This is a genomic window from Opitutaceae bacterium (genome assembly GCA_041395105.1).
Taxonomy (GTDB): domain Bacteria; phylum Verrucomicrobiota; class Verrucomicrobiia; order Opitutales; family Opitutaceae; genus B12-G4.
This window is the reverse complement of sequence record JAWLBB010000002.1, coordinates 662799-688395: the sequence shown is the minus strand read 5'-3', so window position 1 is coordinate 688395 and position 25597 is coordinate 662799. Positions and strand designations below refer to the sequence as shown.

Genomic DNA, 25597 nt, shown 5'->3' with positions numbered 1-25597 from the left:
TCCGCGCTCCGGGTTCAAGCGTGCCAGATCCGGGGCATCCAGAGAGGTTCTTTCCCCATCTCGGCGAAAAGGAGCTTGCGGGTCAGCTCGGCCTTGAGTTCGCGGGATTCGGGTTCGTCCCAGAGGTTGTGGATCTCGCCGGGGTCGTTTTGCAGGTCGAAGAGTTCGCCGTAATCCCGATTGTAGTAGACGGTGAGTTTATGGCGGGCGTCGATGTAGGTTTTGACGTGGATGGTCGTGGGCTGGTGGCGGTTTTCCACGATGGCGTGGTCACGGACCGATTCGGTCTGTCCCAGCCAGACCGGAGATTGGTCGAGCCCCACCATGGTCCGGGGTTTTTCAATTCCGGCCAGGGCGAGAAAGGAGGTCGGCAGATCGACGAGGCTCTGGAGGGCATCCGATTCACGGCCTGCGGGCACATGACCGGGCCAGGAAACAAGGAAGGGAACCCGGACGAGATCCTCATAATGAAAGGCGCCCTTGGCATTGAGTCCGTGGTGGCCGAAGAAGTGGCCATGGTCTGAGGTGAAGACGATCAGAGTGTTGTCGGCCTGTCCGTTGGCTTCGAGTGCCTCGAGTATCCGCCCGACCCCTTTGTCCATCAGGCTGATCATCCCGTAGTAGGTGGCGATGTCCTTAGCGAGGGAATCGCGATCCTGAAGGTGGGAGCCGAATCCATGCATGGCCCTGCCTTCCGGTTCCTCCCAGGCCGAGAAATCGGGCGAAGGCTCCTGGGTCATCTGGAAGTGCGGTGGGTTCTTCGCGTGTTCCCCCGGGGTGACCCGGGGGACAGTCACCCTGGAGGGGTCATACATCCGGTCCCAGGGTTCGGGAGCGATATAGGGCGGATGCGGGTCGAAGTAACTGGCCCAGAGCAGAAACGGTTGGTCGCCGCCCGCGTATCCCTTGAGCCGCTCGATCGTCCGCTCGGTGATCCAGGTATTGTAGTGGAGTTCCTCCGGTATGTTCCAGTGGTGGCGTTGTGCGGGGGTGGTTCCGGTAGGAGGCTGATAGTATTTCCTCCAGTCTGTGCAGCCTTTGGATTCCATCCAGAGGGCGTAATGTTGGCCGACATGGGCTTCGTCGGCGTGATTGCGGGCCAGCTCAACATGATCAAAACCGTAGAACGGGCCGTGGAATCCCCGCCAGAAATCGAGGTCCTGGAGGACGGGATAGGCCTCGAGCGAAGGGTAGTCCTCGGTGGATCTGAGCGGTTGAAAGTGGGCCTTGCCGATCAGGGCGGTTTCGTAGCCGGCGTCGGACAGGATCCGGCCGACGGTGACAGCGGTTTCGGGCAGTTTGGTCCCGAGCGACCAGGCCCCGTGCTGACTGGGATATTGGCCGGTGATGATGGACGAACGGGTGGGGGTGCAGGTCGGGTTCGGGCAGTAGGCCCGCTTGAAGAGTGTACCGCGGGCGGCGAGTCGGTCGAGGTGGGGTGTCTGGATCTCGGGGTTGCGGCACCCGAGGGTATTCCAGTGCTGCTGATCGCTGGTGATGAACAGGATGTTGGGACGGCCGGTCTGGTCGGACTTCATGTGTCCCGATAACCTTGATTACGGGACGGGTAAGGTGAACCAAAATCGCGATCCGGACCGCCACGGGTCAGAGTCGTATTCCGGGAACGGTAGCCGGCTGGGGACCGGGAACCGCGCCGGCCGGGCGCCACGGTCGACCGCTCGCGGGGTCGGGCACGACGTGACGGGCAGGGAAGAGCCAGAACCACGACCAGGATTCTCCAGCGTCAGGCTCCGTCGCCCGGATGGCCGGGGGCACCCAGACCCCCGCCATGCCCTGAATGCGGTCCCGCTCGTAGTTGAGCCGGATGGCGGCCAGATGGAGACGGAGGGCGTGCGCGACTGACGGATCGATCGAGAATCTGCCGATGACGGTGCCGTCGAAGTCCCGAAACTGAACCTGAAGACGGTCCAGGTCGACATCGCCGGCTCTCAGATGAGCGGCCGATTCCGGCGACAGTCTACCGGTATGCATAAGGCGCTGCCTGAGCTCCGCCGCGCCCCGCTGGATGGCCCGGATCGAGCCCTGGCGACCCGAGTGGTAAGGCGCCGCCCGTTCGTCCACTGACCTGCCAGGCTCTGGGATGGATGCAGCCATATGGTAAACATATGTTCACTTGATGGATCTGGCAAGTGCGATCTCTGCTTTCTCTCAATCGATTGTGGGAATCAGGTGTCTCGTCTTCAGCTCGGGTGATCTCTTGACGATGACTGGAGAGTGGTTTCGGACAGGCGCCCCGGCTGATCCGGTTTTTCGATCGCCGGACGCATGATCGTTCCGCAACCTTCCGCAGTTGACACTCGCGGGAACCGCCATCCCCGGCGGATGTCCCCCATATCCCCTCCATCCATGAAGAAACGAAAAGTGAATGCCGCGAGCGCGACTCCGGCTCTCCTGGCGCGAATTGGTGATGTCGAGAAGAGTTTCCTTTCAGGCAAGCGCGATCGGGCGGCCGACCTGGACAGCGCGGTCCGTGTCTTCCTCGAATACCTCCACGGCGTCGAGACCTTGAATTTCGTCACCCCTTGCGTGACCGTCTTCGGATCGGCCCGGTTTAGGCCGACATCGCCCCAGTACAAGATGGCCCGACAGGTGGGTCGTCGCCTGGCTGAGACGGGTTTCACCGTGATGACCGGAGGCGGACCCGGTATCATGGAAGCGGCCAATCGGGGTGCGCGGGATGGACGCGGACCGAGTGTCGGCTGCAATATCAAGCTTCCGCATGAACAGAGTCCGAATCCCTATCTCGACGAGTTCATCGAGTTCGATCACTTCTTCGTCCGCAAGGTCATGTTGGTCAAATACTCGGTCGCCTTTGTGGTGCTGCCCGGAGGGTTTGGCACCCTGGACGAGATCTTTGAGACGCTCACCCTGATGCAGACAGGGAAGATCCAGCATTTTCCGGTCGTCCTGATGGGCCGGCGATTCTGGGCGCCCATGATGGATTTCATCGACAAATCCCTCATTCGCAACGGGACGATCAGTCCGGAGGACCGCGATCTCTTCATCGTGACGGATTCGGCTGATCGCGCCGTCCGTCACATCAAGGAGTTCGTTCTTCCGACCAATCACCGCGAAAAGAACGGGATAAAATGAGGATATCCATCCATGGAGCGGCCGGCGACGTGACCGGATCCGCTTACCTGGTCCGCTCCGACCAAGCATCGGTCCTTGTCGACTTCGGCATGTTTCAGGGCGGGCGCGAAGATGACCGGCTCAACCGACTTCCGGCGCGCATCCTCAATCGACCGCTCGATGCGGTGGTCCTGACTCACGGGCACCTCGATCATGTCGGTCGCCTGCCCCTCCTGGCCCGCCATGGCTTCAAGGGGCACATCTTTGCGACCGAAGCGACGATCGAGATGGCCGGACTCATCCTGCGGGATTCGGCCCGGATCCAGTCCGGCGATCTCGAGCGGACGAACCGGAAGCGGAAACGGGCGGGTCTCGAGCCGCTTGATCCTCTCTACACGGCCGAGGATGCCGAGGCGACGCTTCGCTTGATGCGGCCCTTGCCCTATGACAAGGAAACTCAGGTGGCACCCGGTGTCCTGGTGACCGGTCAGGAAGCCGGGCACATGCTGGGATCCGTGAGTCTCCGGCTGAGGGTCGCGGAGCGCAAAGGGACCAGGGTCGTTGTCTTTTCCGGCGATATCGGACCGAAGGGTGCTGCGCTGCTCAAGGATGCGGAGCCGTTCCGGCAGGCGGACCTGGTCTTTCTGGAGTCGACCTACGGGGATCGGGAGCACAAGGCGCTCGATGCCACTCTGGAGGAGGCGCGGACGATCATCGTTCAGGCCGTGGCCGGTGGGGGGAAGATCCTGGTGCCGGCCTTTGCGGTCGGCCGGGTTCAGCAGCTGCTTTACTACCTCGCCATCCTCTTCAAATCGGGTGAGATCAAACCCTTCCCGGTGATTGTGGACAGCCCGATGGCGACGGAGGCGACGCGGATCTATCGAGACCACGCGGAGCTTTTCGATGAAGAAACCATGGCCTTGCGCGATGAAGGCGTTCTTCGGGAATTCTTTGACCGGCATGTGCAATTCACGGTATCCGCCGATGAATCACGCGCCGTCAACAAGATGAAGGGCCCCCTCCTGATCCTGGCCGGGTCGGGGATGTGCACGGCCGGCCGGATTCTTCACCATCTGAAACAGAATCTGTGGCGACCGGAAACCTCCGTCGTCATCGTGGGTTACCAGGCCCGACGAACCCTCGGAAGGCAGCTGGTCGACGGCTCGAGCAAGGTTCGGATTTTCGGTGAAGACATCGCGGTCAAAGCTTCCGTTCACACCCTCAACGGTTTCAGTGCGCATGCGGGACAGACCGAGCTGGTCGAGTGGTTTGGGGCCCTGGCGGGATCAAATCCGAAACTGGTCCTGACCCACGGAGAAGAAGACCCGAGGCACGCTCTCGCCGCGAAGATCAAGGAGCGTTACGGGATCGATGCGGTCCTGCCGAAGCTGAACGACTCGATCGCGATTTAGGGAAAGGAGTCGCCTGAATCCGGAAACTGAGAACTGAACGTTGACCCCTTTGGGGTCCGTGACAAACCAAACAAAACGTAGCATCCTACGTTTTGTTTTCAGCAGGAAAACAAACCCGTCCATGCTACGGTTTGTTTTGGCGCCCGATCAACTGTTGTCCCCGGGACTGTTTCATCGGGTTGCGCATCCGCTCCGGCGGCCGGATTGATCGGCCCGGTTGCCTGCTATTTCTCAAACGCCTCGAGGAACCGGCTGCGTTGGGCGTTGGTGCCGAGCATCACGAGGCGGGCGTCCTTTTCCAGTCGGGTGGCCGGGTGGGGATTGGTCAGGGTCTGGGAATCCGTTTCGATCGCGATGACGATCAATCCGGTCTGGGCGCCGATCTGACTGTCCGCCAGGCTCGAACCGACGAGACGGGGTGGGACATCGACTGAAAAGAAATCGGCGCCTTCCCCGACCATGATCGGTTCACGATTGAGAAGCAGGGCCATGATGAACTCCCGACCGAGAGAGGCATAGCTCTGCACGAAGTCCGCCCCGGCGCGGTAGATCGCCTCGACGTTGCGCTCCTTCGTCACCCGGGTGACGATGTTCAGGTCGGGTTGCAGGCGCCGGCAGTAGACGGTGAGGTGGATGTTGACCGCATCGCTGTTGGTGGTGAGGGCGACCGCCCCGACGTCGTGGATACCGGCTTTCTCGAGGATCTGAAGATCGGCGGCGTCCCCAAAGACGACATGATCGAACTGACCTTCAAGTTGACGACGGAGACGTTCGTCCTTTTCGACCAGGTGCACGCGGATCCCGAGTTTCTTGAGGGCGTGGGCGGTTGATATTCCCACTTTGCCCATCCCGATCACCATGACGGGTTTCTGAGGTCGATTGGGTGCCGATCCCAGCAATTGGTTGAGGCGCTCGACCTGGTCGTGGGTCCCGACAGCGACCGGCACCATGGTGTTCTCCAGCTTCAGATCAGGACCGACGGGCATCAGCTGGCCCTGTTGCCAGACCGCCACCACATTGATCCCGGTTTCCTGCCGGAGGCGGGTTTCTTTGAGGGTCTTTCCGGCCAGCGGAGTGTGGTGGACAAGGAACTCAACGATCTTGAGATCCTTGAATGAGCCGACGACATGCGCGGTGCCGATTCCGACACTGAGCCGTGAGGCGAGCTGCTCACCGAGTCGCCTCTTCAGCGGCAGCGTTTCATTGGCACCGCTGAGTTCAAAGATGTCGATGGAGGCCTCCTCCTCGGCCAGGGCGAGGATGGGAGCCTGCTGGCTGACGCTGCGGACGGTCAGCGTGATGTTGGTGTTGGTCGTGTCCTCGGCATTGGCAAAGACGAGGCGGGCGGAGTCAACCCGCAGGTTCTCGTAGGTGTCCCGGTGGTCGATCTCTCCGGTAACCACCCGGAAGTCGGGAGAGTTCAGGCGGGCGGCTACGGTAGGGTCGGGCTCGAGGACGACGAAGGGAATCCGGTTGAAGGTGAGTCTTCGGGTCAGCCCGGGCGTGATCGAATCGCGCTGGCAGATGATGACATGGTCCCTGAAGTCCGCGGGTACCTTTCGTGGAGCCTGGGCGTGGAGTTGGGCCTCGAGCCACGGGGCATAGAAGTAGCGGATGAAGGCAAACGGCAGCATGATGAGAAGCAGGATGATGCCGGAAAGCAGGACAAGGAGGCTGAACAACCGACCGAGATCACTGTGAAAGGTGATATCGCCGAAACCGAGGGTGCTCATCACGGTCAGGGTCCAGTAGAGCCCGGTCAACCACGAGTGCTCCTGCCCCTCCGCGTAGTGCATGATGAAGTGAAACAGGACGGAGAAAACGAAGATGACCCCCAGCATGAAGAAGAGGTAGGTCCGCAGGGCCCTGAGGTTGCGCTGGGCATCCTTGTCCGCGAGGAAGTAGGAAAACTGGGAGACGAAGAATTTCATGCCGGTGGCTCAGGCTCGGGGATCGCCATCGCGCAGCGAAACAGGATCTCCCACGCTGATCCGCCCTGCTTCGAGCACCCGGCAACAGACACCGCCCCTCCAATCGGGGGTGAGGGCTTCCCGCAGGCCCGCATGGGCCTCGGTCATCCGTTCGCAGGGATCGGTTTCGCCGGTGATCTCGAGTCGGGCGTCTCCGATCTGAAGAATCGTTCCCACCGAATCGGCACCGAAGGAGAGTCCCTCCACCAGGAGATTGGCCCGCCGGGTCGTCCAGGGGAGACCGGTGCCGAGCTCGGCGCAGGCGGCCTGCCAGGCTTCCTGGCTGAGGACGGTGACCTGACGACGACCGGGTCGGCCGCGGAAATCGCTGCTGACGCCTTCCTGAAGAGTGACCCGGGCCGATTCTGTTTCAGCCATGGGGGCGCGTGAGGCCGTTCGAATTGCAATGCCTTTCAGTTGAGCCATGAGAGGAGGAAAACTGAGTCCGGGACGGAGTCGACGGGAAAAGGTCGAGCGGGAGGGGAGCGTCGGGTTGTCGCGCCCTGCGATGTTGGAATCGGTTGGTTCAGTCGGTCTGTTCGATGAGGAATCCGGCCAGCAGTCCGGCAAACCGGTCGGTTCCGGGCTCGCTGAAGTGGCAGACATCGCCGAAATCGAGTGGATTGCTTCCGAATATAGCCGACGCGTCGAGCAGAGGAACGTCAAGATCGGCCGCGACTTCCCGTGTGATTGCGTTGTGCCGTCTGACACCCTCCAGGACAGTGTCCTTCGGCCCCCATTCTTCAATAGCCCGGGGGTCGTGTCGTTCGGGATTGTTGTAGGAAACCTCTCCGGCGAGAAACCGGTCGAGGGTGTAGTCGGTCGGAACACAGGTCGCGAAGGTGACGAGCAGGGGAATGCTGCCGTGTTCGATAGCGGTGCGGACGAGGATCTCCAGATTGGCCCGGAAGGTTTCGGCGGACCGGAACGCGCTTTCCCCTTCCCGGCGCGCCGGCTTGCGGTAGAGCCGGGAGTTGTAGAGATCACGGGCGAGGATGCTGTTCTCGAGGATCCAGTTTCGCCGGTACCAGGCATCGAGGTGGCTGTAATCGCTCCGGAAATCATCCGGGGCCACATTGTTGGCCCAGGTGTCGTTGATCGCGTGGTAGATCAGGATGAAGTCGAACGGGTATCTCTTCGTCAGGAATGCCGCCTTGATGACACTGCTGCGTGTCGTATGTCCGCGGTAGGCGGCTCCGACGACTTCGAAGGTCCGGGTTGATTGCTCCTGGAGGGATGTCTTCAGCCGTTCGGTGAAACGCCGGTTGAAAATCGCGGATCCTCCGAGAGTCAGCACGCGGATGGTTCCGACGGGTCTGACTGGCTCGGGAACATCACCGGTCAATCCGATCGAATTGAGCGTGGTGTCATCGATTTGGGTATCGGGATAGCCGACCCATCCCATCAGATAGAACTCGCGGGGCAGATGGCGGGCGTGCGGCAGATAAATGAACTCGATGAAGGTGATCGAAAGGGCGATCAGAACGAAAAGGAAAGACGCGAAGGGCAGGTGCTTGCGCATCGGGGTCAGAACAACGGGTAGATGAACGGGGCGATGCTGCTTCCGGCGACGAGGATGAGCAGGCCGACGAGGAGCAGAAGAAGAATGAGCGGCGCCATCCAGTATTTGCGATTGTGTCGGAGGAAGCCCGCGAGTTCCCGCAGCAATCCGCGGCGCCGGGGCGGTCCGTCCGCCTCGAAGTCACTTTCACGTCTTTCCGGTTGGGACATTTCTTGGAGAATTCGATCAGAACTGGCGGTGGTATCGGCGCAAGTCTGCGACTTTTTCCGCCGGCTGCCAGTAGGTTTTCCGGCCGGGGTCCGCCCGATGGATCAGGGGGCGCCGGCCGGCAAGGCGCAGCAGGAGTCCCGTCGGGGTGAAGACGAGGTAAAAGACCAGAATCAGGGCCAGGCTGACGATGACCCAGTCGAGTGCGGCGATCAAAGCGTGCCAACCCACATGGAGGGGACGGGCAAGGTTGGGGAAGGCCGCACAGGCCAATCCAATGATCAGGCCGAAGGTCAGGATGACGGCCGGCAGGTGCCAGAGCCAGTTCCCGGTGCTCAGGCGGAGGATGCCGAACCAGGCCAGCGCAGCCAGAGGGGCGAACGCGATGGTGCGCAGGCCGAAACGGTGGATTTCCGGTGGCGACGGGTGACGATCGAGTTTGTCGAAGATGTCCATGGGTCAGTCGAGGAGAGGCTTAATCAAGCCGAGCTGACGAGGATCGAGCCTGTTCCAGACTGGGTTTTCTGTAGTCGCCCAGTCTCTTGGGGCGCATCGGCGTGGATGACACAGCAAGAGACTGCAGTGGCTACACCTTCAGGAGGCTTCCGGGTCTCGTGATTCATGCGCGTAATGATTTCAGTCGAGGGCGAAGGCCTCCTTGTGACTGACGTGGTCCTGCACGAGGTTTTCGGGTTGATCGGTCTTCCGGAGGATGTGATCGCCGATCACGAGCAGGTCCATCCCGGTGGCGAGAAAGCAGCGGATGGCGTCGGCCGGCGTGCAGACAGGGGGTTCGCCCCGGACATTGAAGCTCGTATTCACCAGGATGGGACAACCGGTCCGGGCTTCGAATCGAGTCAGGAGTTGTTGAAAGCGCGGGTTGGCCTGACCGTCGACGGTCTGGATGCGGGCGGAGCCATCAACGTGGGTCACGGCGGGAATGGTTGATCGGCGGGTGGCGAGGCGTTCGAGAAAGCCGCCTTCGGCCGGAGGCGCTCCGGCATGAATGACCCGGTGCCGGGCGGAGACGCCGGCGACAAGAAGCATGTAGGGCGAAGGCGGATCGAGGTCGAACCAGGCGGCGGCCTTGTCGGCGAGGACGGCCGGGGCGAACGGACGGAAGGATTCGCGGAACTTGATCTGGAGATTCATCTTCCTTTGCATCTGCGGGTTTCGAGGGTCGCCGAGGATGCTGCGGGCCCCGAGAGCCCGGGGGCCGAACTCCATGCGGCCCTGGAACCATCCGACGACCTGGCCGGCCTCTAGGGCGTCGACGGTCTGTTCAAGCACCTTGCTTTCATCCATTCGGGTGCCCCGTGCGCCCAGGTTGTCGATGGCGGACTGGATCTCGGCTCCATTGAAAGATGGGCCGAGCAATGACCCTCGCATGGTGTCGCCGGCTGGCTGCGTCCGTTCGTTCCGGAGCACGCGGAAGTGAATGAGGAGCGCCGCGCCGAGGGCGCCGCCGGCGTCACCGGCGGCGGGTTGGATCCAGATGTCGTCGAAGCGACCCGAGCGGAGAAGCTTGCCATTGGCCACGCAGTTGAGGGCGACCCCGCCGGCCAGGCAGAGATTCCTCTGGCCGGTCAGGTTACGGGCGGTCCGGGCCATGCGCAGGACGACGTCCTCGATGACGACCTGGACGGAGGCGGCCAGGTCGGCTTCCCGCTGGGTGATCGGAGATTCCGGTTGCCGGGGCGGGCCGTCGAACAGCCGGTCGAAGCGACGGTTGGTCATGGTCAGTCCCTGGCAGTAATTGAAGTATTGAAGATCCAGGGCGAAGGATCCGTCTTCACGCAGGTCGATCAGGTGGTCCCGGATCGTCTTCTCGTATCGAGGTTCTCCATACGGAGCGAGGCCCATCAGTTTGTATTCGCCGGAATTGACCCGGAAACCGCATTGGTAGGTGAAGGCACTGTAGAGCAATCCGGGCGAAGCGGGGAAGGGCAGGGTCTGGAGGAGCTCAATATCGTTGCCCCGGCCGATTCCAATGGTGGCGGTGTCCCATTCGCCCACGCCGTCGAGGGTGAGGATGGCCGCCTCGCCGAAGGGGCTGGGAAAGAAGGCGCTGGCCGCATGGGATTCATGATGACCGCAGAACAGGAGCCCGCGCTTTCCGGAAGCGCCGAGCGCTTTGCGGATCTCGCGCGGCAGGTGCAGCTTGGTCTTCAACCATTCCGGCATGGCGGCCCGGAATGATCGGAAGCCGACCGGGGCAAAGGCAAGGTAGGTCTCGAGCAATCGATCGAACTTGCGGAGGGGTTTTTCGTAGAAGGCGACGTAGTCGATTTCCCCGATGGTCAGGCCGGCTTCACGGAGGCAGTAGGCGACTGCGTGTCTGGGGAAACCGGGGTCATGTTTTTTCCGGGTGAACCTTTCCTCCTGGGCGGCGGCCACGATCCGGCCGTCGGCGATGAGGGCGGCGGCACTGTCGTGGTAATAGCCGGAAAGGCCCAGAATGGTGCGGGAGGTGGTGGGCATGGTGCCGGCCGCAGTAAGACGAAAGAAACCACGGCTGAGAAGGCAGAAATGGGTGGGGCGGCGAAGGGGGCGAAGCTCGGACGGCTCGAAGACCGGAACCGGTATCGATATTGCTATCGATTTCGATCCCGATTCCGATCCCGGTATCGCTATCGATTCCGATGACTAGAGCATCTGGAAGAAATCGTTGCCCTTGTCGTCGACGAGAATGAAAGCCGGGAAGTTTTCGACCTCGATCCTCCAGACCGCCTCCATGCCCAGTTCCGGGTATTCGAGGACCTCGACCTTGCGGATATTATCCTGGGCGAGGATGGCGGCGGGACCGCCGATGGAGCCCAGGTAAAAGCCTCCGTGCGTCTTGCAGGCTTCGGTGACCTGGGGACTGCGGTTTCCCTTGGCCAGCATGATCATGGAGCCGCCGTTTTCCTGGAAGAGATTGACGTAGGAATCCATCCGCCCGGCCGTAGTGGGGCCGAAGGATCCCGAAGGTTTCCCGGTTGGCGTCTTGGCCGGACCGGCGTAATAGACCGGGTGGTTCTTCAGGTAGTCCGGCATGCCCTCACCACGGTCAAGGCGTTCCTTGATCTTGGCGTGGGCGATGTCCCGTGCCACGACCATGGGTCCGGTCAGGGAGAGGCGGGTCTTGACCGGGTATTTGGAGAGCGTCACCAGGATCTCCGACATGGGTTGGTTGAGGTCGATCGCGACCGCGTCGCCTGCGCTGGCCGTGCGGTAACGCTCGGGAATGAAGCGCCCGGGATCGTGCTCGAGTTTCTCCACCCAGAGGCCGTCGCGGTTGATTCTGGCCTTGATATTGCGGTCGGCCGAGCAGGAAACCCCGATGCCGACCGGGCAGGACGCTCCGTGGCGGGGGAGTCGGATGATGCGGACATCGAGGGCGAAATGCATTCCGCCGAACTGGGCGCCGATGCCGGTTTCACGGGCCCGGGTGAGGATGCGTTTTTCAAGTTCGATGTCCCGGAAGGCCCGACCATGCTCGTTTCCGGTGGTGGGCAGGGTATCGAGGTACTTGGCCGAGGCCAGTTTGACCGTCTTGAGGCAGGTCTCGGCCGAGGTGCCGCCGATAACGAAGACCAGGTGGTAGGGTGGGCAGCCGGCAGTGCCGAGTGACTTCATCTTCTCGATCATGAACTTCTCGAGGCTGGCCGGGTTGAGCAGTGCCTTCGTTTCCTGGTAAAGGAATGTCTTGTTGGCGGAGCCACCCCCCTTGGCCACGAAGAGAAACTCGTAGCTTTCGCCTTCCGTCGCGTAGATGTCGATCTGGGCCGGCAGGTTGGTCCGCGTATTGACCTCCTCATACATGGTGAGGGGGGCGGTCTGGGAGTAGCGGAGATTCTCCCGGGTGTAGGTTTCGTAGACGCCCTTGGAAATGAATTCCTCGTCATTGGCGCCGGTCCAGACCTGTTGACCCTTCTTGGCCACGATGGTGGCGGTTCCCGTGTCCTGACAGAAAGGGAGAACGCCTTCTGATGCGATCCGGGCGTTGCGGAGCAGGGTGAGGGCGACGAAACGGTCGTTTTCGCGGGCCTCGGGATCGTCGAGGATGGCGGCGACCTGCTGAAGATGGGTCGAGCGGAGGAGAAAGGAGACATCGCGGAAAGCCTCGCGGGTCAACCGGGTCAGAGCCTCGGGTTCCACCTTGAGCACTTCCCGGCCATCAAAGGTGCCGACGCTGACATGGTCAGAGGTGATCAACCGGTACTCGGTTTCATCGGGGCCGATGGGGAGCGGTTTCTGATAAACAAAGGGAGGATTGGCCATGATAATGCGTGCTTCTTGAAGCCAGGTTGATGCGTCGATAGACTGATGGGAGGGAGTGGCGCTCGCCCCCGGGCAGGAGTGAGGGGTGCCGGCTCACGGATCTTGATCGTCTCAAGAGAAGCGGATGCCCGGGGAGCCTGCAAGGATTTGGATGGATCGAAACCCGATTTGCTGCGTCCCCGGTGCCCGGTTGACCCGGGTTGATCTTTTCCGGCTTCCGATCGGGCTGAAAATCGGCAATCCTGAAGACATGAAACGCTTGGGATGGATTCTCTTTGTTGCCGGTCTGGTTGGAGTTTCACCGCTTCAGGCGGAACGATTCTCGGATTCGCTCAGCGCAGAACTCATGAGATCGGCTGGTCTGGATCGTCTGACCGTCGAGGAGCGGAAGGAATTGGATCGCCTGGTGGACCTGTACCAACAGGATCGTCTGGATCAGGCGGCTGCCGACCGGGATCGTGAGATTGAAGCCGCCCGGTTGGTGGCGGCGGAAGCGGCGACCCGGGAGCTGGAGATCCAGGTGGCGGCGGCCCGCGAGGAGGCATCACGGCAGACGGCGGTTGAAATGGCCGCCCAGATCGACCAGGTGAAGGAGGAGGCCAAAGTCGAAGCGGTCAGGGAAGTGGAGGCGCGTCAGGCTGCGGAGAAGCGATTTGTCGCCACGATCGACGGTCGCTTCCGCGGATGGTCGGGGCGTACCCGGTTCGCCCTCGACAATGGTCAGGTCTGGATACAGAAAGGCGATGCGGTCTACACGGCATCGCCGGATGACGAGGCAGTGGTGGTCATTGAGAAAGTCAGCTACGATCAGTACCGTCTGATATACACGGAATCGGGTGCCCACGTCCCGGTCACGCGGATCAAATGAACCTCAACCCAATTCCAGGGGCCTGTCCGGGCCGTTGACAGTGTCATGTTCCTGTTGAAGGGCAGAGACCCGCCTAACTGGGTTCTGGTCAGTCTGCTTGCCTGGCTTCTGGGTGGATGCGCGGCGGCGCCGATCGACCTGGCGGATCGGCATTTTGAGCCGGAGCCCGCACTGAACCTGCCGCTCAAGGGTCGAGCCGAGGTCCTGCTTCCGCTGGGAGTCGCGGATCGTCGGATCGTCGTCGGCGAGAAATACCCCGTGGTCACCCTGGAGGATGGGGCGGCACTGACCCGGGCGGCAATCGGGGTGTTTTCGAAAGTCTTCTCGCAGGTGGCCGTCCGGGGAGACGTCGAGGATCCGCAGTTTGTCCTCAAGATCAAGGGCCGGGCCGAGGTTCAACGGGTCTGGGCCGTCTATCGGGCCGAAGTGGAGGTGCGCCTGGAGACGGGCGCGGATTTGGTCGTCGGCACCTGGATTGGAGAGGGATCGGACCGTTCGGGGGTGGTCAATGATCAGACCGCCCTGGAGAACGCCTACCGGGAGGCCTTTCTCGATGCTGCTTCGGCTCTGGTCAATGATCGGCGCTTTGTCGGACTGGTCTGGGATGGTGTCCCTGAAGGACTGGAGCGAGCGACCTCGAGCGTGCCGGCCCGCCGCCGACCGGAGTTTGAAGCCATCATGCGCTCGGTGGTCACGGTCCGGGTGATCACGACGCGAGCGGCGGGGGAAGGGGAGCCGCCCGTGGTCGACGAGTTGTCCCACGGCTCGGGGTTTTTCGTGAACGGCAGCGGGTTGGTTCTGACGAACCATCATGTCATCGGGAATTCGGGGAGCATAACGGTTGTCTGCGATGCCAGGAATTACCCGGCGGAAATCATTGCCTCGGATGAATGGGCGGATCTGGCCCTCCTGCAGATTTCAGAGAAGGAGTCGCCCTTCCTGAAGGTGGCGCCCGAGCGGGATGCCGCAGCGGTGGGCGACGAGGTCCTGGTCGTGGGTTCGCCGGTCAAGAGTGAACTGGACTACTCCGTTTCCCGAGGGATCGTCAGTTCCTACCGCATGATGGACGGGTATTCCTTCCTGCAGACCGATGCCGCCATCAACCAGGGCAGCAGCGGCGGTCCCGTCGTCAGCCTGAAGACCGGCGAAGTCGTCGGCGTGGTGGCGATGCGCTATTACGGCGAAGGCCTGGGCTTTGCCCTGACCAGCGACGTGGTCACCGATTTCCTCCGGCGCAACGGCGTCTCGCTCGAAAAGCACTGACCCGGGTCACATGCTTTCGTAGGCGTGGATTTCGTGGGCGTGATCGGCCCAGCAGGGCAGGGAGTGTTTCCGGCAAGAGATGACGTCGGCGACTTCCTCGCGGACTCGATCCATCTCAGTGTCTTTCATGATCCGGTTCAGACCGGCCAATACGATGTCCTCCGGGCGGACGTGGAACTGATGGGCCAGACGGATCACCGGTTCGTAGGCTTCGGGTTCGAGGTGTATCTTAATAGTACGCATGGCAACCTCCTCACTTCGGCACGCGGACCCCAAGGGATGTTCAGCCTGTGCCTGTAATTTGGAAGGTATCAGAATGGCCGCAGTATCGCAAGCCGGCAATTAGCGGTCCGGTTCTTTCTGACCCCTCAATTCGCTCAAGCCGGTGGTCGATCAGGCCGTAATTCATGTCTTTGATGTTCCGCTTTTTCCAGAGACCGTGTCCATTGAGTCGGGCGCCGCTGGCGCCTGTGATGAGCCGGCGCCGCTTTCCTGAGTCGTGACGATTGAGATCGAACAGATTCTGAAGGATCTCAGGGCCCTTCCGGTTGCCCCTCAGGTCCTTCCCCGTCTGCAGACCCTGCTGGGCAACCTGAACACCGACACGGGTGATCTGGTGGATCTGATCAAGCTTGATTCGGGCCTGGCCTCCAAAGTCCTCAGATTGAGCAACAGCGCCTTCTTTTCCCGCGGCAGGGAAGTCACTGCGATTGATGAGGCCATTGGATTGATCGGTTACCAGGAAACCTTCCGGGTGGTGGCGCATTCGTCGTACTCAACCTTCATGAACCGGCCGCTTCTGGTCTATGGTCTGAAGCCCGGCGCACTCTGGGATGACGCGGTGGTCTGTGCGTTTGCCATGGAGGAGCTCAGCCGTCGGATCGGCGAAGATGTCAATGACGGGTATTCGATCGGCTTGCTGCACGGGATCGGAATGGTGGCCGTCAACGATTTCCTGGAAAGGAACCGCAAAGAGGGAGAGCCGCTTCCCGATTTTTCCCGGACGACGAATCCATCAAGGCGGGAAATTGCCTTGATCGGAATGGATCACGGCGAAATCGGGGCGGCGCTGCTGCGCCGGTGGGGCTTCCCCGAGTCGATCACAGAACCGATCAGCCACCGCTTTTCGCCGATGTTGTGTCTGGACCGGCAGAAGACGGCCTACGCCCTGAATCTTGCCTGCGAGCTCACCCTTGCCATCCGGGCGGTGGCGGAAGCGCCTCCGGCTGGAGATGAGCAGGCGGCGGTCCATCAGGAATGGAACCCCCATCCCGAGCAGCTGGAGTTTGTCGAGCTGGACCGGGAGGCGATAGCCGAGACGATGGAAACAGTATCGGCCAAGTGGGCGGATGCGCGAGCCTTTCTGAATTGACCGGGTCTGAGCCGGACCTGATTTCGAGGTTGCGCTTCGGGTCGTTGGATGGACCCTTCCCGGAAGTCCCCATTCTCCGTTACCCCGCATGCGGTCTCTTTACCAAACCCTGATCCGTCTGGTCGTTGGTCTGTCTGCCGCAACCGGTCTGCTCTGGGCCCTCATCCTCCTCTGGGCATGGATCTTCCGTCCGCCGCTGATGCTCGACCTTCCGGCATTTGAACCGGAAGCGGTGGCTGAGGCTGAGGAACTTCGGGCGGTGGCCATTGACCTCGAGAACCCACCGGTCGTCTGGCAGGATGTCGACTATTCCAGGGGTGAGTCGGCGGACTGGTTTCCGAAAGGGGAGGCTCCGATCCTCGCCGACCTGGTGTCCGAGGGCAGGCTCCCGCCGGTCGCGGAGCGGGTCGGTCCCGAGCCGGTTGTCCTGAAGGGGGTCGAGGGCATCGGGCGTTATGGGGGCACCTGGTTGATGAACATCGGGGCCAACTTCGACACCCTGAGGATCGAAGACATCTATTCCGGAGCGGGTCTGGTCCGTTGGTCGCCCTTTGGCGAGCCCATCGTCCCCCACGTGGCCCGGGCGTTCGAGGTGTCGGAGGACAAACGTGTCTTCACCTTTCATCTGCGTCGCGGGATGCGGTGGTCGGACGGTGAGCCGTTTGATGCGAGGGACATCCTCTATTACTGGAATCATGAGGCGCTGGATCCGGAAGCCGGAGTGCATGGTGAGCCGCCGAATTTCATGGTCACCCGGGGCGTGGTCGGGACGGCCGAGATGCCGGATCTCTACACGGTTCGTTTCCGCTTTGCCCACCCCAACGGCATTTTCCTCGACCGGCTGGCCACCTACGACGGGCAGCGTTTCACCATGGCGCCCGAACACTACCGCCGGCAGTATCACCCGGTTGTCGGAGATCCGGAGCTGATCAGGCGGACCATGCAGGCGCTGCAGCTGGCGACGCCCCGCAGCGTCTACACCCGCATCCGCAACAACAACAACCCGGAGCATCCCCGGCTCTGGCCATGGGTCTACCGCTCCTACAAGGCGAATCCACCCTATGGATACGTGAGGAATCCCTATTATTTCGCGGTTGATCCGCAGGGCAACCAGCTGCCCTATTTCGATCGGCTGGTCTGGGACCTGAAGACCCCCGACATGATCCCGATGGCGGCGGCCAGCGGGGAGTCGACCGTGCAGTTCGAATACCTCGGCTTCGACAATTACACGCTGTTCATGGATCAGCGCATTGCGAACGATTACCAGGTCTACCACTGGTATACGGTCAATGCCTCCGGATTGCTGATCAACGTCAATGTGAACCGGCGGGTGGTGCCGGGCGGTCCCGAGTCCGCGAACAAGCGCGCCCTGCTCAACGACAGGACTTTTCGCCAGGCCCTGTCCCTGGCGATCAACCGGGAGGCGATCATCGAGAGCACCCAGAGCGGGGTCGGGGTGCCTTCGCAGGCGGCCCCGGGTCCGGAATCCCCCTATTATTTTCCGGAATTGAGCCGTGCGTTCGTCCAATATGATCCGGCGCGGGCCGACCTGATGCTCGACTCGATCGGGTTGACCCGGAGGGATGCCGAAGGTTTCCGCACCTTTGCGGACGGGAGTCGCATGCAGTTCTACATCTCCATGTCACGCGGGTTCAAGGCGGAGACCGTCCAGCTGATTGTCGAAGACTGGGCGCAGGTCGGGGTCCGGGCCGTGGTGAAGGAACGGGCCAGGCAACTCTTCTACGAGGAACTCGAGGGGATGCAGCACGACTTCGCGATCTGGGGTAGCAATGACGAGTTCAACCCAGTCGTCCTGCCGCGTCTGTTCGTGCCTTCGGCCTGGGATTCGGACTATGCCCGGGCCTGGGCGAAGTGGTACATGCGCGGCGGCCTCTACGGAAGTGCGCGGGCGGCGGAATTGAAAACACCGCCCCCTCCGGAGACGCATCCCCTCTACCAGTCGATGCTCATCTACGAGGAGACCAAGGAGGCGACTTCACTGGAGGCGCGCCTGGAGGCATTTCGCGGTGCCCTGGAAATCGCGGCGGAGAACCTCTGGACGATCAGCATCGCCACCCCGACGCCGAGTTTCTTCCTCGTCAAGAACGGTGTCCGGAACATCCCGAAGGTGGCGGTGGCCGGGTGGAACTACCTCTCACCTTCCCATACGGGGGTGGAAACCTATTTTCTGGAAAATCCCGTGGACTCGCCCGGCGCGATCGCCGGCATGAAGAAGGAAATTCTCGAGGTGACCCCCTGGCCGAACGCCCTGAAGGCGGAAGGTGAACCGGTCGGGACGGCGGGCCGCCTGCTCGCTTCGTTCCTCCGCCTCCTCATCTACGGTTCCCTTCTGCTGGGGCTGCTGCTGGTCGCCCTGCGGCACCCGTTCATCGCGCGCCGCCTGATGCTGATGGTGCCGACCCTGACCATCATTTCGGTCCTTTCCTTCCTCATCATTCAGATGCCGCCGGGCGACTACCTTTCCTCAAAGATCATCCGATTGCAGGAGGCGGGCGGGGAGGTCGCCGAGTCGGAGATCGAGGAATTGCGCGAGCTGTTTTTCCTCAATGAATCCGGACTTGAGCGCTTCACCCGGTGGATCGGCCTTCATTGGTTCACCACCTTTGATTCGAAGGACCGGGGTTTGCTCCAGGGCTACCTCGGACGGTCGATGGACACCCTGGAATCCGTCAACGTGGTGATGGGCGACCGACTCTCCCTGACGGTGGTCCTGTCGGTCTTCACCATTCTTCTGACCTGGCTGCTGGCCATCCCGATCGGCATCTTCTCGGCGGTTCGTCAGTATTCAAAAGCCGACTACGTATTCACCATGGTCGGCTTCGTCGGCATGAGCATCCCGAGCTTCCTTCTGGCCATCGTCATCATGTACCTGAGCGCGAAATTACTCGGAGTGAACGTGACCGGGCTCTTTTCCGCTTCCTACGCGGCCCAGCCGGAATGGACGGCCGGCAAGGTCTGGGACCTGATGAAACACATCTGGGTGCCGGTGGTCATCCTCGCGGTGGGAGGCACGGCGGGCATGATCCGCATCATGCGGGGAAACCTGCTGGATGAATTGCGCAAGCCCTATGTGAGAACCGCCATGGCCAAGGGGGTCCGGCCGATCAGGCTCTTGCTCAAGTACCCGGTGCGCCTGGCGCTCAATCCCTTCATCTCCGGAATCGGAGGGCTCTTTCCGGAGCTGATCTCGGGAGGGGCCATTGTCTCCCTCGTCCTGAGTCTGCCGACGATCGGCCCTCTGCTGCTCGACGCCCTCATGATGGAGGACCTCTACATGGCGGGTTCGATGATCATGATCCTGAGCTTTCTCGGGGTGATGGGGACCCTGGTCAGCGACCTGCTGCTGCTGGTGCTCGACCCCCGGATCCGGATGTCTGGAGGTGAGAAGTGACCGAGGAGGGGATTGCCGACCGTCTCGATCGGAGCACGGGTCTGGACGTATCGGTCCTGACCCAATGGCAATTGATCCGGCTGCGCTTCTCCCGTCACCGGCTGGCGGTCGGTGCACTCCATCTTCTCCTGGTGCTTTATCTGATGGCGCTGTTCGCCGGTTTCTGGGCGCCCTACGATCAGAGCTGGCGCGAGATGCGCTATGCCAATTGCTACCCGCAATTGCCGATGTTCGATTTCGAGTCCGGCCTGCATTTCGACACGGTCAGCATCCAGCGGGATCCCGTCACCCTGAAGACCTATTACCTGACCGATCCCCACCGGCCGGTCCCCCTCGGTTTCTTTGTCGCGGGCACTCCCTACCGGCTCTTCGGGCTGATCGAGATGGATACGCATTTCGTCGGAGTCGATCTCGAGAGATTTCGCGAGTGGTACCCGGAGGAAAGCGGGACACCGCCGCCCTTTCTGTTGCTGGGTTCGGACAAGTACGGGCACGATATCCTAAGCCGGATCATCTACGGTTCGCGGATCAGCCTTTCGATCGGACTGGTGGCCATTGCCATCACTTTCGTCCTGGGAGTGACCATCGGGGGCATCTCCGGCTACGTCGGCGGAGGCATCGACACCTTCATCCAGCGGGCGATCGAGGTTCTGGCCTCCTTTCCCCAATTGCCCCTCTGGCTGGCTTTCGGCGCCTTCATGCCGAAGGACTGGTCGGCCCTGAAGACCTATTTTGCCATCACGATCGTACTCAGTCTTCTGGGTTGGACGGGGCTGGCCCGGGTGGTCCGCGGGAAGATTCTCTCCCTGCGGGAGGAGGACTACGCGGTGGCGGCCCGCCTGATCGGCGCCGGTCACGGGCGGGTTCTGCTCCGGCACCTTCTGCCCGGATTCACCAGTCACATCATTGTCAGCCTGACCTTGAGTGTTCCCGGGATGATCCTGGCGGAGACCGCGCTCAGCTTTCTTGGGTTGGGACTGCGACCCCCCATCGTCAGCTGGGGGGTGATGCTGCAGGACTGCATGAACCTGGAAGTGGTCGCCAACTACCCCTGGCTGCTCATGCCGGTGCTATTCATCGTGGTCACTGTCCTGGCCTTCAATTTCCTCGGTGACGGTCTTCGAGACGCGGCAGACCCCTATTCGGTGACTTGACGGCTGTGTTGACGCGGAGGGCGATTTAGGGATTGTCGTCCGGGCGAGGGATGGGTGATCTGTTTGCTCCATGGGTTACGAAGTCTCGGAATTGCTCAAGGGGATGCGCTCCCTTCCGGTGGCGCCCCAGATCGTGCCTCGTCTGCAAGCCCTGCTTTCCAACCTCGACTCCGACAACAATGAATTGGCGGCGACCATCCGGCTCGATGCGGGACTTGCGGCGCGGGTTCTCAAGGCGAGCAACAGTGCGTTTCACGCGCGGGGCTCGGCTGTCGCCAGCATCGAAGACGCCCTCCAGACCCTGGGGTATCAGGAAACCTTTCGCATCGTGGCCCAATCCTCATTCGGCCCGTTTTTCAATCGTCCCTTGGAGATCTACCATCTGGAGTCCGGTCTGCTCTGGGACGTCTCCCTGATAACGGCTTCCGCCCTCGAGCAGCTCTGCCGGTCGAGCACGACGGATCCGAATACGGGATATGTGGTCGGTTTGTTGCACGCGGTCGGCCGCGTGCCGATCAATGATTTTGTCCTCCAGATGGATTTCCGGCCGATGCCCGACCTGTCGAACCCGGCCAACAGCGTACGCCTGGAGATCGCCCTTTTGGGTCATAATTTCGGTGAAGTGGGTTCCGCCCTGCTGCGTTCCTGGGGTTTCCCGGCGGTCATTACCGAGGTGATCGCTCATCAATGCACTCCGGCGCTGGCGGGGGATCATGCGGATCTCACAAGCCGGCTTCACCTGGCCTCTTCCTGGGTGGAAGAATTGTATGCGCGGTCCGCTGGAGTCTCGATCCCCAGACAGGCGGTGGATGCGGCCGGGCTCCATGATTTGGGGCTCAAGGAAGACCAGGTGCGGGAGATTAAGAATACCGCTTACCAGTCCTGGCAGGCCGCGCGGAAAGGGATCTGAAGAACAGGGTCCGAGGGATCGGCGTTTCCGGACAGCCGGTGGCAGGGACAAGCCGGGAACGACCCCTCCGGTTGTGGCGGGTCCGCCGGTCGTCTCCGGGTCGGTAGGCTTTTTTGCGGTATTGCCCCACGGGGACGGATGCGCGACAGTCTGGGAGTCCAAACTTGACGCGACCCCCAACCTTGGAAATGCCATGAGAACAGTCCAGATCAGTCATCCCGAGCGCGGCCGTCATCTGGCCGTCGTGAACGGCCACGAGCTCAAGTTGCTTGTTGGAGTGGATTCGCTCTATCAGTTGGCGATGAAGGCAGCGCGGGAGGGTCTTGAAATCGGCTCCCTGGCCAGCCAACTCCCGGTCGGAGAGGTCGTCGATTACGACCCGGTTTACCAGGGCCAGTCGTCCTGGACCCTCCTGCCCGCTTTCGATCATCCGGGGGACCCCGCCCATTGTCTTGTCACGGGGACCGGATTGACCCATGTGGCCTCGGTCCGCAACCGCGACGCGATGCACGGAGGGAAGCCCGCGGACGCGCCGCTGACCGATAGCATGAAGGTTTTTCAGTGGGGGGTTGAAGGGGGGAGGCCCGGTCCGGGCGAATTGGGCGTTCAGCCTGAGTGGTTTTTCAAGGGTGATGCGTCCATCCTGCGGGCTCACGGTGATGCCCTGACCCGACCCGGCTACGGCGAGGATGGGGGCGAGGAACCGGAGATCGCCGGACTCTACATCGTCGATGAAACGGGACTTCCGTGGTGTGTCGGCTATGCCGGCGGCAACGAGTTTTCCGACCATGCGATGGAGAAGCGCAATTACCTTTATCTGGCTCCCTCCAAGCTTCGGGAATGTGCGCTCGGGCCGGAAGCGGTCATTGGTGAAGCACTACCGGACTCGATCGGCGGCCGGGTGGCGATTGTGCGGGGCGGGGAGGAAGTCTGGTCCGCCACGATTGCCACGGGTGAGGCCAATATGTGCCATTCCATCGCCAACCTCGCGCACCACCACTTCAAATATCCGCGGCATCGGCGACCCGGAGACGCCCATATTCACTTCTTCGGAGCGGATGCTTTCAGTTTTGGCGCCGGAATCGGATTGGTCGACGGAGACGAAATGGTTGTCTCCTGGGTTGGCTTCGGGAGAGCCCTGATCAATCCCTATCGCAGCGAGCAACCACTTGTCCGTCCGATCGAAGTGCAGAGCCTGTGAATGGATGGGAAGTGGCCCGCGCAGATCCGTCGCCGGCGTCGCCGGGTGGGTGAGGACGCCGGCTGCCGGCCCCGTCCGAAGCGCCGGCCTCCGGGCCCGGGATGCCCCGGCAGGCTCAAGGGTGGCTCGGAAACAGGGGTGAGGATCTTCCGGAGTTTTTTCTGCCACCGAACTGCTTCACTGGCAGCACCTCATCGCACTTTCCTCACATTCTTCTTTCTTCCGAATTGACCACAAGGGGTAGTGGTGCAGGATTCTATCTTCCACCATATCTTGTTGTGAGATCTGAATTCTGATGTGCGTCAATTGGCGGACTTGAAGCAGATTTTGGCGGATTCTTGACTCTTGTCCGTTCTGGATCGGTTTGGAATCCACCTCCCGCTTTCCAGTTCGTTTTCGCGGCGCCGAGCGCGTGCTCTCTGCTTCCCCTTTCCAATCCTGATTCCTCCCATGTCCGAGTCCCTCTCATCCAATCGTGTCGTCATCAAGCGCGACGGCGCCACGACACCATTTGACGTCCAGCGCATCGTCCGGTCCATTGCCCTGGCCCTTTTCGCCGCCCGGCAGGGAGATATCGAAAACGTCAGCCGCAACGATGCGTCGAGGGGCTACGGTCTCGGGGAGGATGATTTCTCCAAAGCCAAGTCGATCGGCCAGTCGGTGGAGTGGGCGAGTGAGCTGTTCTTTCAAAAAGGTGTCACCCCGACGGCTGACGAGATCCAGGATCTGACCGAGAAGCTTCTCGCCGCCGAGGGGGAGTTCGGGGCGGCCAAGGCGTATATCCTTTATCGGGCCAAGAAGAACGAGGCCCGGCTGAATCATTACCCGACGACCGGCATGCAGGATTATATCTTTGTGTCGCGTTACGCCCGATACAACGAGAAGGCCCGGCGCCGGGAGACCTGGGATGAGGCGGTCGACCGGGTTGAGAACATGCACCTCCGACGCTTTGGCGACATGGACGACGGTTCGCTTGAGCACCTCATCCGCGAGGCCTTCACGGCCGTCCGTCGCCGTGAGGTTCTCCCGTCGATGCGGGCCCTGCAGTTTGCCGGCCCGGCAATCGAAGCGCATGAGGCGCGCATCTTCAATTGCTCCTTCACGCACATCAATCGTCTGCGGGCCTTTCCGGAGACACTTTACCTCCTGCTCTGCGGCTGCGGGGTCGGCTTCTCGGTTCAGAAGATCCATGTCGACCAGTTGCCTCCGCTGGCTGCGCGGGGTTTGGATGACGAACTGGATATTGTCCACCACACGATTGAGGACACGATCGAGGGTTGGTCCAATGCGCTGGAAGCGTTGCTCCGCGCCTATGTGGAAGGACACGCGATCGAGTTCAACTACTCCCAGCTCCGCTCCCGCGGACAACCTCTGCGGACCTCCGGCGGAAAAGCGCCCGGGCATTTTCCGCTCAAGCGCGCCCTTACGGCGGTGGAGGCGATTCTGCGCGGGGCTTCAGGTCGCCGACTCGAGCCGATCGAGGCCTACGACATCGTCATGCACATGGCCTCGGCCGTGCTGGCCGGCGGCGTGCGCCGTTCAGCCACCATCGCGCTTTTCTCGGCTGATGACGAAAAGATGATGCAGGCGAAGACGGGGGATTGGTTCCGCACCAATCCGCAACGCTCCGCTTCCAACAACTCGGCTGTCCTGTTGCGGGGCCGCACCTCACGCGAGCTCTTCACCAAGCTTTTCGAGAGCCAGAAGGAATTCGGCGAACCCGGCTTCTTCTTTTCCGACAACGAGGAATACGGGGCCAATCCCTGTGTCGAGATTGGCCTGCATCCCGTTTTCCAGGTGGTCAGCCGGGCGGAAATCGAATCGCTCAAATCGCTCGGGGTCGACCATGATGATTCCGGCAGGCCCCTGCGGATCGGATCCCGGCTGCACGGATTCCAGATGTGCAATCTGACCACGATCAATGGCGCCCTGATCAAGACCCCGGAAGACTTTCATCGTGCGGCCCGCAATGCCGCCATCGTCGGCACCCTCCAGGCGGCTTACACCGATATTCCCTACCTTGGTCCGGTCACGCGCCTGATCAACGAGCGGGAAGCTCTTCTTGGGGTTTCCATCTGCGGGATCATGGACAACCCCAAGGTGCTCCTTGATCCGGAGGTGCTGCAGAAGGGCGCCAACGTGGTCCGCTCGGCCAATGAGGAACTTGCGGCCAAATTGGGCATCGCTCCGGCGGCCCGGACCACCTGCGTGAAGCCCGAGGGGACGACTTCACTCCTGCTCGGCACCGGCTCTGGAATTCACTTCCGGCATGCCCGTCGCTACTTCCGTCGGATCCAGGCCAACCGTCTTGATCCCGTCTACCGATTCTTCAAGGAGCACAATCCGCACCTCTGCGAGCCGTCGGCTTACGGCAAGACCGACGACGTCATCACTTTTCCGGTCGAGGCACCGCCGACGGCGGTCGAGCGCGACAATATCGGGGCGGTCAGGTTTCTCGAAATGGTCCGTCTCGTCCAGGAAAACTGGGTCATTCCCGGAACGAGCCACGCCCTCTACTCGCCGGGTCTCTACCACAACGTTTCGAATACGGTCACGGTGAAGAACGATGAGTGGGATCAGGTCGTCGATTTCATCTGGGAAAACCGGTCTCGGTTCACCGGAATCGCCCTGCTCCAGGCGATGGGCGACAAGGCTTACGTCCAGGCGCCGATGGAGGCTGTTACCACCTCGGCCGACATCCAGCGCTGGAACCAGCTCGAACCGCAGATTGTCCCGTGGGCCTCGATGCATGAGGCCACGGACGAAACCAAGGTCAAGGAAACGGTCGCCTGTGCCGGCGGCCAATGTGAGTTGAATGTGTAGCTGGTCTTGAGGAAAGTGCCCTCCGGTGACCGCCCTTGAGGACAATATCCAACGCTGCGCATCGTTGTTCGCCGCCATCGAGTCCGCCCATACGGGGAAGATTGTTGACCTCCGGCATTTCCTCCGG

Annotated in this window: 20 protein-coding genes; 10 read left to right on the top strand and 10 right to left on the bottom strand. The window is 61.6% G+C overall.

Features of this window, described 5'->3' with window-relative positions:
- Positions 1-14: 14 nt before the first annotated feature.
- Both R3F07_09700 and R3F07_09695 read right to left on the bottom strand, forming a co-directional pair.
- Positions 15-1538 (bottom strand): sulfatase-like hydrolase/transferase, encoded by a 1524-nt coding sequence (locus R3F07_09700; GenBank protein MEZ5276642.1) that lies wholly within the window; start codon positions 1536-1538, stop codon positions 15-17.
- A 67-nt stretch (positions 1539-1605) separates the two neighbouring features.
- Positions 1606-2115, bottom strand: a complete 510-nt coding sequence (locus tag R3F07_09695) for a hypothetical protein (protein ID MEZ5276641.1) — start codon at positions 2113-2115, stop codon at positions 1606-1608.
- Positions 2116-2367: 252 nt separating this feature from the next.
- On the opposite strand from R3F07_09695, the gene R3F07_09690 reads away from it, so the two are divergent.
- Entirely contained in the window at positions 2368-3114 is a 747-nt protein-coding gene (locus R3F07_09690; GenBank protein ID MEZ5276640.1) for a TIGR00730 family Rossman fold protein, read from the top strand.
- Positions 3111-4505, top strand: coding sequence for an MBL fold metallo-hydrolase (locus tag R3F07_09685; GenBank protein ID MEZ5276639.1), 1395 nt, complete (start codon positions 3111-3113; stop codon positions 4503-4505). Before R3F07_09690 ends, R3F07_09685 begins: the two co-directional genes overlap by 4 nt.
- Positions 4506-4729: 224 nt before the next feature.
- Here R3F07_09685 and R3F07_09680 read toward each other — a convergent pair whose 3' ends face one another.
- The 7 genes from R3F07_09680 to R3F07_09650 form a co-directional block, all read right to left on the bottom strand.
- A complete protein-coding gene (locus R3F07_09680) occupies positions 4730-6436 on the bottom strand; it encodes an NAD-binding protein (protein ID MEZ5276638.1) in 1707 nt (568 codons plus the stop codon).
- A gap of 9 nt (positions 6437-6445) precedes the next feature.
- Positions 6446-6853 carry an MOSC domain-containing protein gene (locus R3F07_09675; GenBank protein MEZ5276637.1) on the bottom strand — a complete coding sequence of 136 codons (408 nt, stop codon included), beginning with the start codon at positions 6851-6853 and terminating at the stop codon, positions 6446-6448.
- Between the two features lie 148 nt (positions 6854-7001).
- Positions 7002-7997: a hypothetical protein gene (locus tag R3F07_09670; protein MEZ5276636.1), complete on the bottom strand. Its 996-nt coding sequence runs from the start codon at positions 7995-7997 to the stop codon at positions 7002-7004.
- Between the two features lie 5 nt (positions 7998-8002).
- Entirely contained in the window at positions 8003-8206 is a 204-nt protein-coding gene (locus R3F07_09665; protein ID MEZ5276635.1) for a DUF5989 family protein, read from the bottom strand.
- Between the two features lie 16 nt (positions 8207-8222).
- Entirely contained in the window at positions 8223-8660 is a 438-nt protein-coding gene (locus tag R3F07_09660) for a hypothetical protein (GenBank protein ID MEZ5276634.1), read from the bottom strand.
- Positions 8661-8840: 180 nt separating this feature from the next.
- A complete protein-coding gene (locus R3F07_09655) occupies positions 8841-10685 on the bottom strand; it encodes a carbamoyltransferase (protein ID MEZ5276633.1) in 1845 nt (614 codons plus the stop codon).
- A gap of 165 nt (positions 10686-10850) precedes the next feature.
- The gene (locus R3F07_09650) at positions 10851-12467 is read right to left on the bottom strand and encodes a fumarate hydratase (GenBank protein MEZ5276632.1); all 1617 of its coding nucleotides are present in this window, start codon (positions 12465-12467) and stop codon (positions 10851-10853) included.
- A 250-nt stretch (positions 12468-12717) separates the two neighbouring features.
- On the opposite strand from R3F07_09650, the gene R3F07_09645 reads away from it, so the two are divergent.
- Positions 12718-13335: a hypothetical protein gene (locus tag R3F07_09645; GenBank protein MEZ5276631.1), complete on the top strand. Its 618-nt coding sequence runs from the start codon at positions 12718-12720 to the stop codon at positions 13333-13335.
- 45 nt (positions 13336-13380) lie between these two features.
- Positions 13381-14598, top strand: a complete 1218-nt coding sequence (locus tag R3F07_09640; protein ID MEZ5276630.1) for a trypsin-like peptidase domain-containing protein — start codon at positions 13381-13383, stop codon at positions 14596-14598.
- A gap of 6 nt (positions 14599-14604) precedes the next feature.
- On the opposite strand, the gene R3F07_09635 is transcribed toward R3F07_09640, so the two are convergent.
- Positions 14605-14841 carry a hypothetical protein gene (locus R3F07_09635; GenBank protein ID MEZ5276629.1) on the bottom strand — a complete coding sequence of 79 codons (237 nt, stop codon included), beginning with the start codon at positions 14839-14841 and terminating at the stop codon, positions 14605-14607.
- Between the two features lie 256 nt (positions 14842-15097).
- Here R3F07_09635 and R3F07_09630 point away from each other — a divergent pair, with 256 nt between their 5' ends.
- The 6 genes from R3F07_09630 to R3F07_09605 all read left to right on the top strand — a co-directional run bounded on the left by R3F07_09630 (position 15098) and on the right by R3F07_09605 (position 25470).
- The gene (locus tag R3F07_09630) at positions 15098-15970 is read left to right on the top strand and encodes an HDOD domain-containing protein (protein ID MEZ5276628.1); all 873 of its coding nucleotides are present in this window, start codon (positions 15098-15100) and stop codon (positions 15968-15970) included.
- Between the two features lie 88 nt (positions 15971-16058).
- Positions 16059-19382, top strand: coding sequence for an ABC transporter substrate-binding protein (locus R3F07_09625; protein MEZ5276627.1), 3324 nt, complete (start codon positions 16059-16061; stop codon positions 19380-19382).
- A complete protein-coding gene (locus R3F07_09620) occupies positions 19379-20536 on the top strand; it encodes an ABC transporter permease (GenBank protein ID MEZ5276626.1) in 1158 nt (385 codons plus the stop codon). The genes R3F07_09625 and R3F07_09620 overlap by 4 nt, the downstream gene beginning before the upstream one ends.
- A 70-nt stretch (positions 20537-20606) precedes the next feature.
- A complete protein-coding gene (locus tag R3F07_09615; GenBank protein ID MEZ5276625.1) occupies positions 20607-21446 on the top strand; it encodes an HDOD domain-containing protein in 840 nt (279 codons plus the stop codon).
- Positions 21447-21639: 193 nt separating this feature from the next.
- Positions 21640-22647 carry an AraD1 family protein gene (gene araD1 / locus R3F07_09610; GenBank protein ID MEZ5276624.1) on the top strand — a complete coding sequence of 336 codons (1008 nt, stop codon included), beginning with the start codon at positions 21640-21642 and terminating at the stop codon, positions 22645-22647.
- 450 nt (positions 22648-23097) lie between these two features.
- On the top strand, positions 23098-25470 hold the full coding sequence (locus R3F07_09605; GenBank protein MEZ5276623.1) for an ATP cone domain-containing protein: 2373 nt from the start codon (positions 23098-23100) through the stop codon (positions 25468-25470).
- Positions 25471-25597 lie beyond the last annotated feature (127 nt).

What these genes read in the sequence shown, in the direction of transcription:
- R3F07_09615 (MEZ5276625.1), top strand. Translation starts at nt 20,607, where the DNA reads ATGGGTTACGAAGTCTCGGAATTGCTCAAGGGGATGCGCTCCCTTCCG.
- R3F07_09605 (MEZ5276623.1), top strand. Translation starts at nt 23,098, where the DNA reads ATGTCCGAGTCCCTCTCATCCAATCGTGTCGTCATCAAGCGCGACGGC.
- R3F07_09665 (MEZ5276635.1), bottom strand. Translation starts at nt 8,206, where the DNA reads ATGTCCCAACCGGAAAGACGTGAAAGTGACTTCGAGGCGGACGGACCG.
- araD1 (MEZ5276624.1), top strand. Translation starts at nt 21,640, where the DNA reads ATGAGAACAGTCCAGATCAGTCATCCCGAGCGCGGCCGTCATCTGGCC.
- R3F07_09670 (MEZ5276636.1), bottom strand. Translation starts at nt 7,997, where the DNA reads ATGCGCAAGCACCTGCCCTTCGCGTCTTTCCTTTTCGTTCTGATCGCC.
- R3F07_09685 (MEZ5276639.1), top strand. Translation starts at nt 3,111, where the DNA reads ATGAGGATATCCATCCATGGAGCGGCCGGCGACGTGACCGGATCCGCT.
- R3F07_09650 (MEZ5276632.1), bottom strand. Translation starts at nt 12,467, where the DNA reads ATGGCCAATCCTCCCTTTGTTTATCAGAAACCGCTCCCCATCGGCCCC.
- R3F07_09625 (MEZ5276627.1), top strand. Translation starts at nt 16,059, where the DNA reads ATGCGGTCTCTTTACCAAACCCTGATCCGTCTGGTCGTTGGTCTGTCT.
- R3F07_09655 (MEZ5276633.1), bottom strand. Translation starts at nt 10,685, where the DNA reads ATGCCCACCACCTCCCGCACCATTCTGGGCCTTTCCGGCTATTACCAC.
- R3F07_09645 (MEZ5276631.1), top strand. Translation starts at nt 12,718, where the DNA reads ATGAAACGCTTGGGATGGATTCTCTTTGTTGCCGGTCTGGTTGGAGTT.
- R3F07_09660 (MEZ5276634.1), bottom strand. Translation starts at nt 8,660, where the DNA reads ATGGACATCTTCGACAAACTCGATCGTCACCCGTCGCCACCGGAAATC.
- R3F07_09635 (MEZ5276629.1), bottom strand. Translation starts at nt 14,841, where the DNA reads ATGCGTACTATTAAGATACACCTCGAACCCGAAGCCTACGAACCGGTG.
- R3F07_09640 (MEZ5276630.1), top strand. Translation starts at nt 13,381, where the DNA reads ATGTTCCTGTTGAAGGGCAGAGACCCGCCTAACTGGGTTCTGGTCAGT.
- R3F07_09680 (MEZ5276638.1), bottom strand. Translation starts at nt 6,436, where the DNA reads ATGAAATTCTTCGTCTCCCAGTTTTCCTACTTCCTCGCGGACAAGGAT.
- R3F07_09675 (MEZ5276637.1), bottom strand. Translation starts at nt 6,853, where the DNA reads ATGGCTGAAACAGAATCGGCCCGGGTCACTCTTCAGGAAGGCGTCAGC.
- R3F07_09695 (MEZ5276641.1), bottom strand. Translation starts at nt 2,115, where the DNA reads ATGGCTGCATCCATCCCAGAGCCTGGCAGGTCAGTGGACGAACGGGCG.
- R3F07_09690 (MEZ5276640.1), top strand. Translation starts at nt 2,368, where the DNA reads ATGAAGAAACGAAAAGTGAATGCCGCGAGCGCGACTCCGGCTCTCCTG.
- R3F07_09700 (MEZ5276642.1), bottom strand. Translation starts at nt 1,538, where the DNA reads ATGAAGTCCGACCAGACCGGCCGTCCCAACATCCTGTTCATCACCAGC.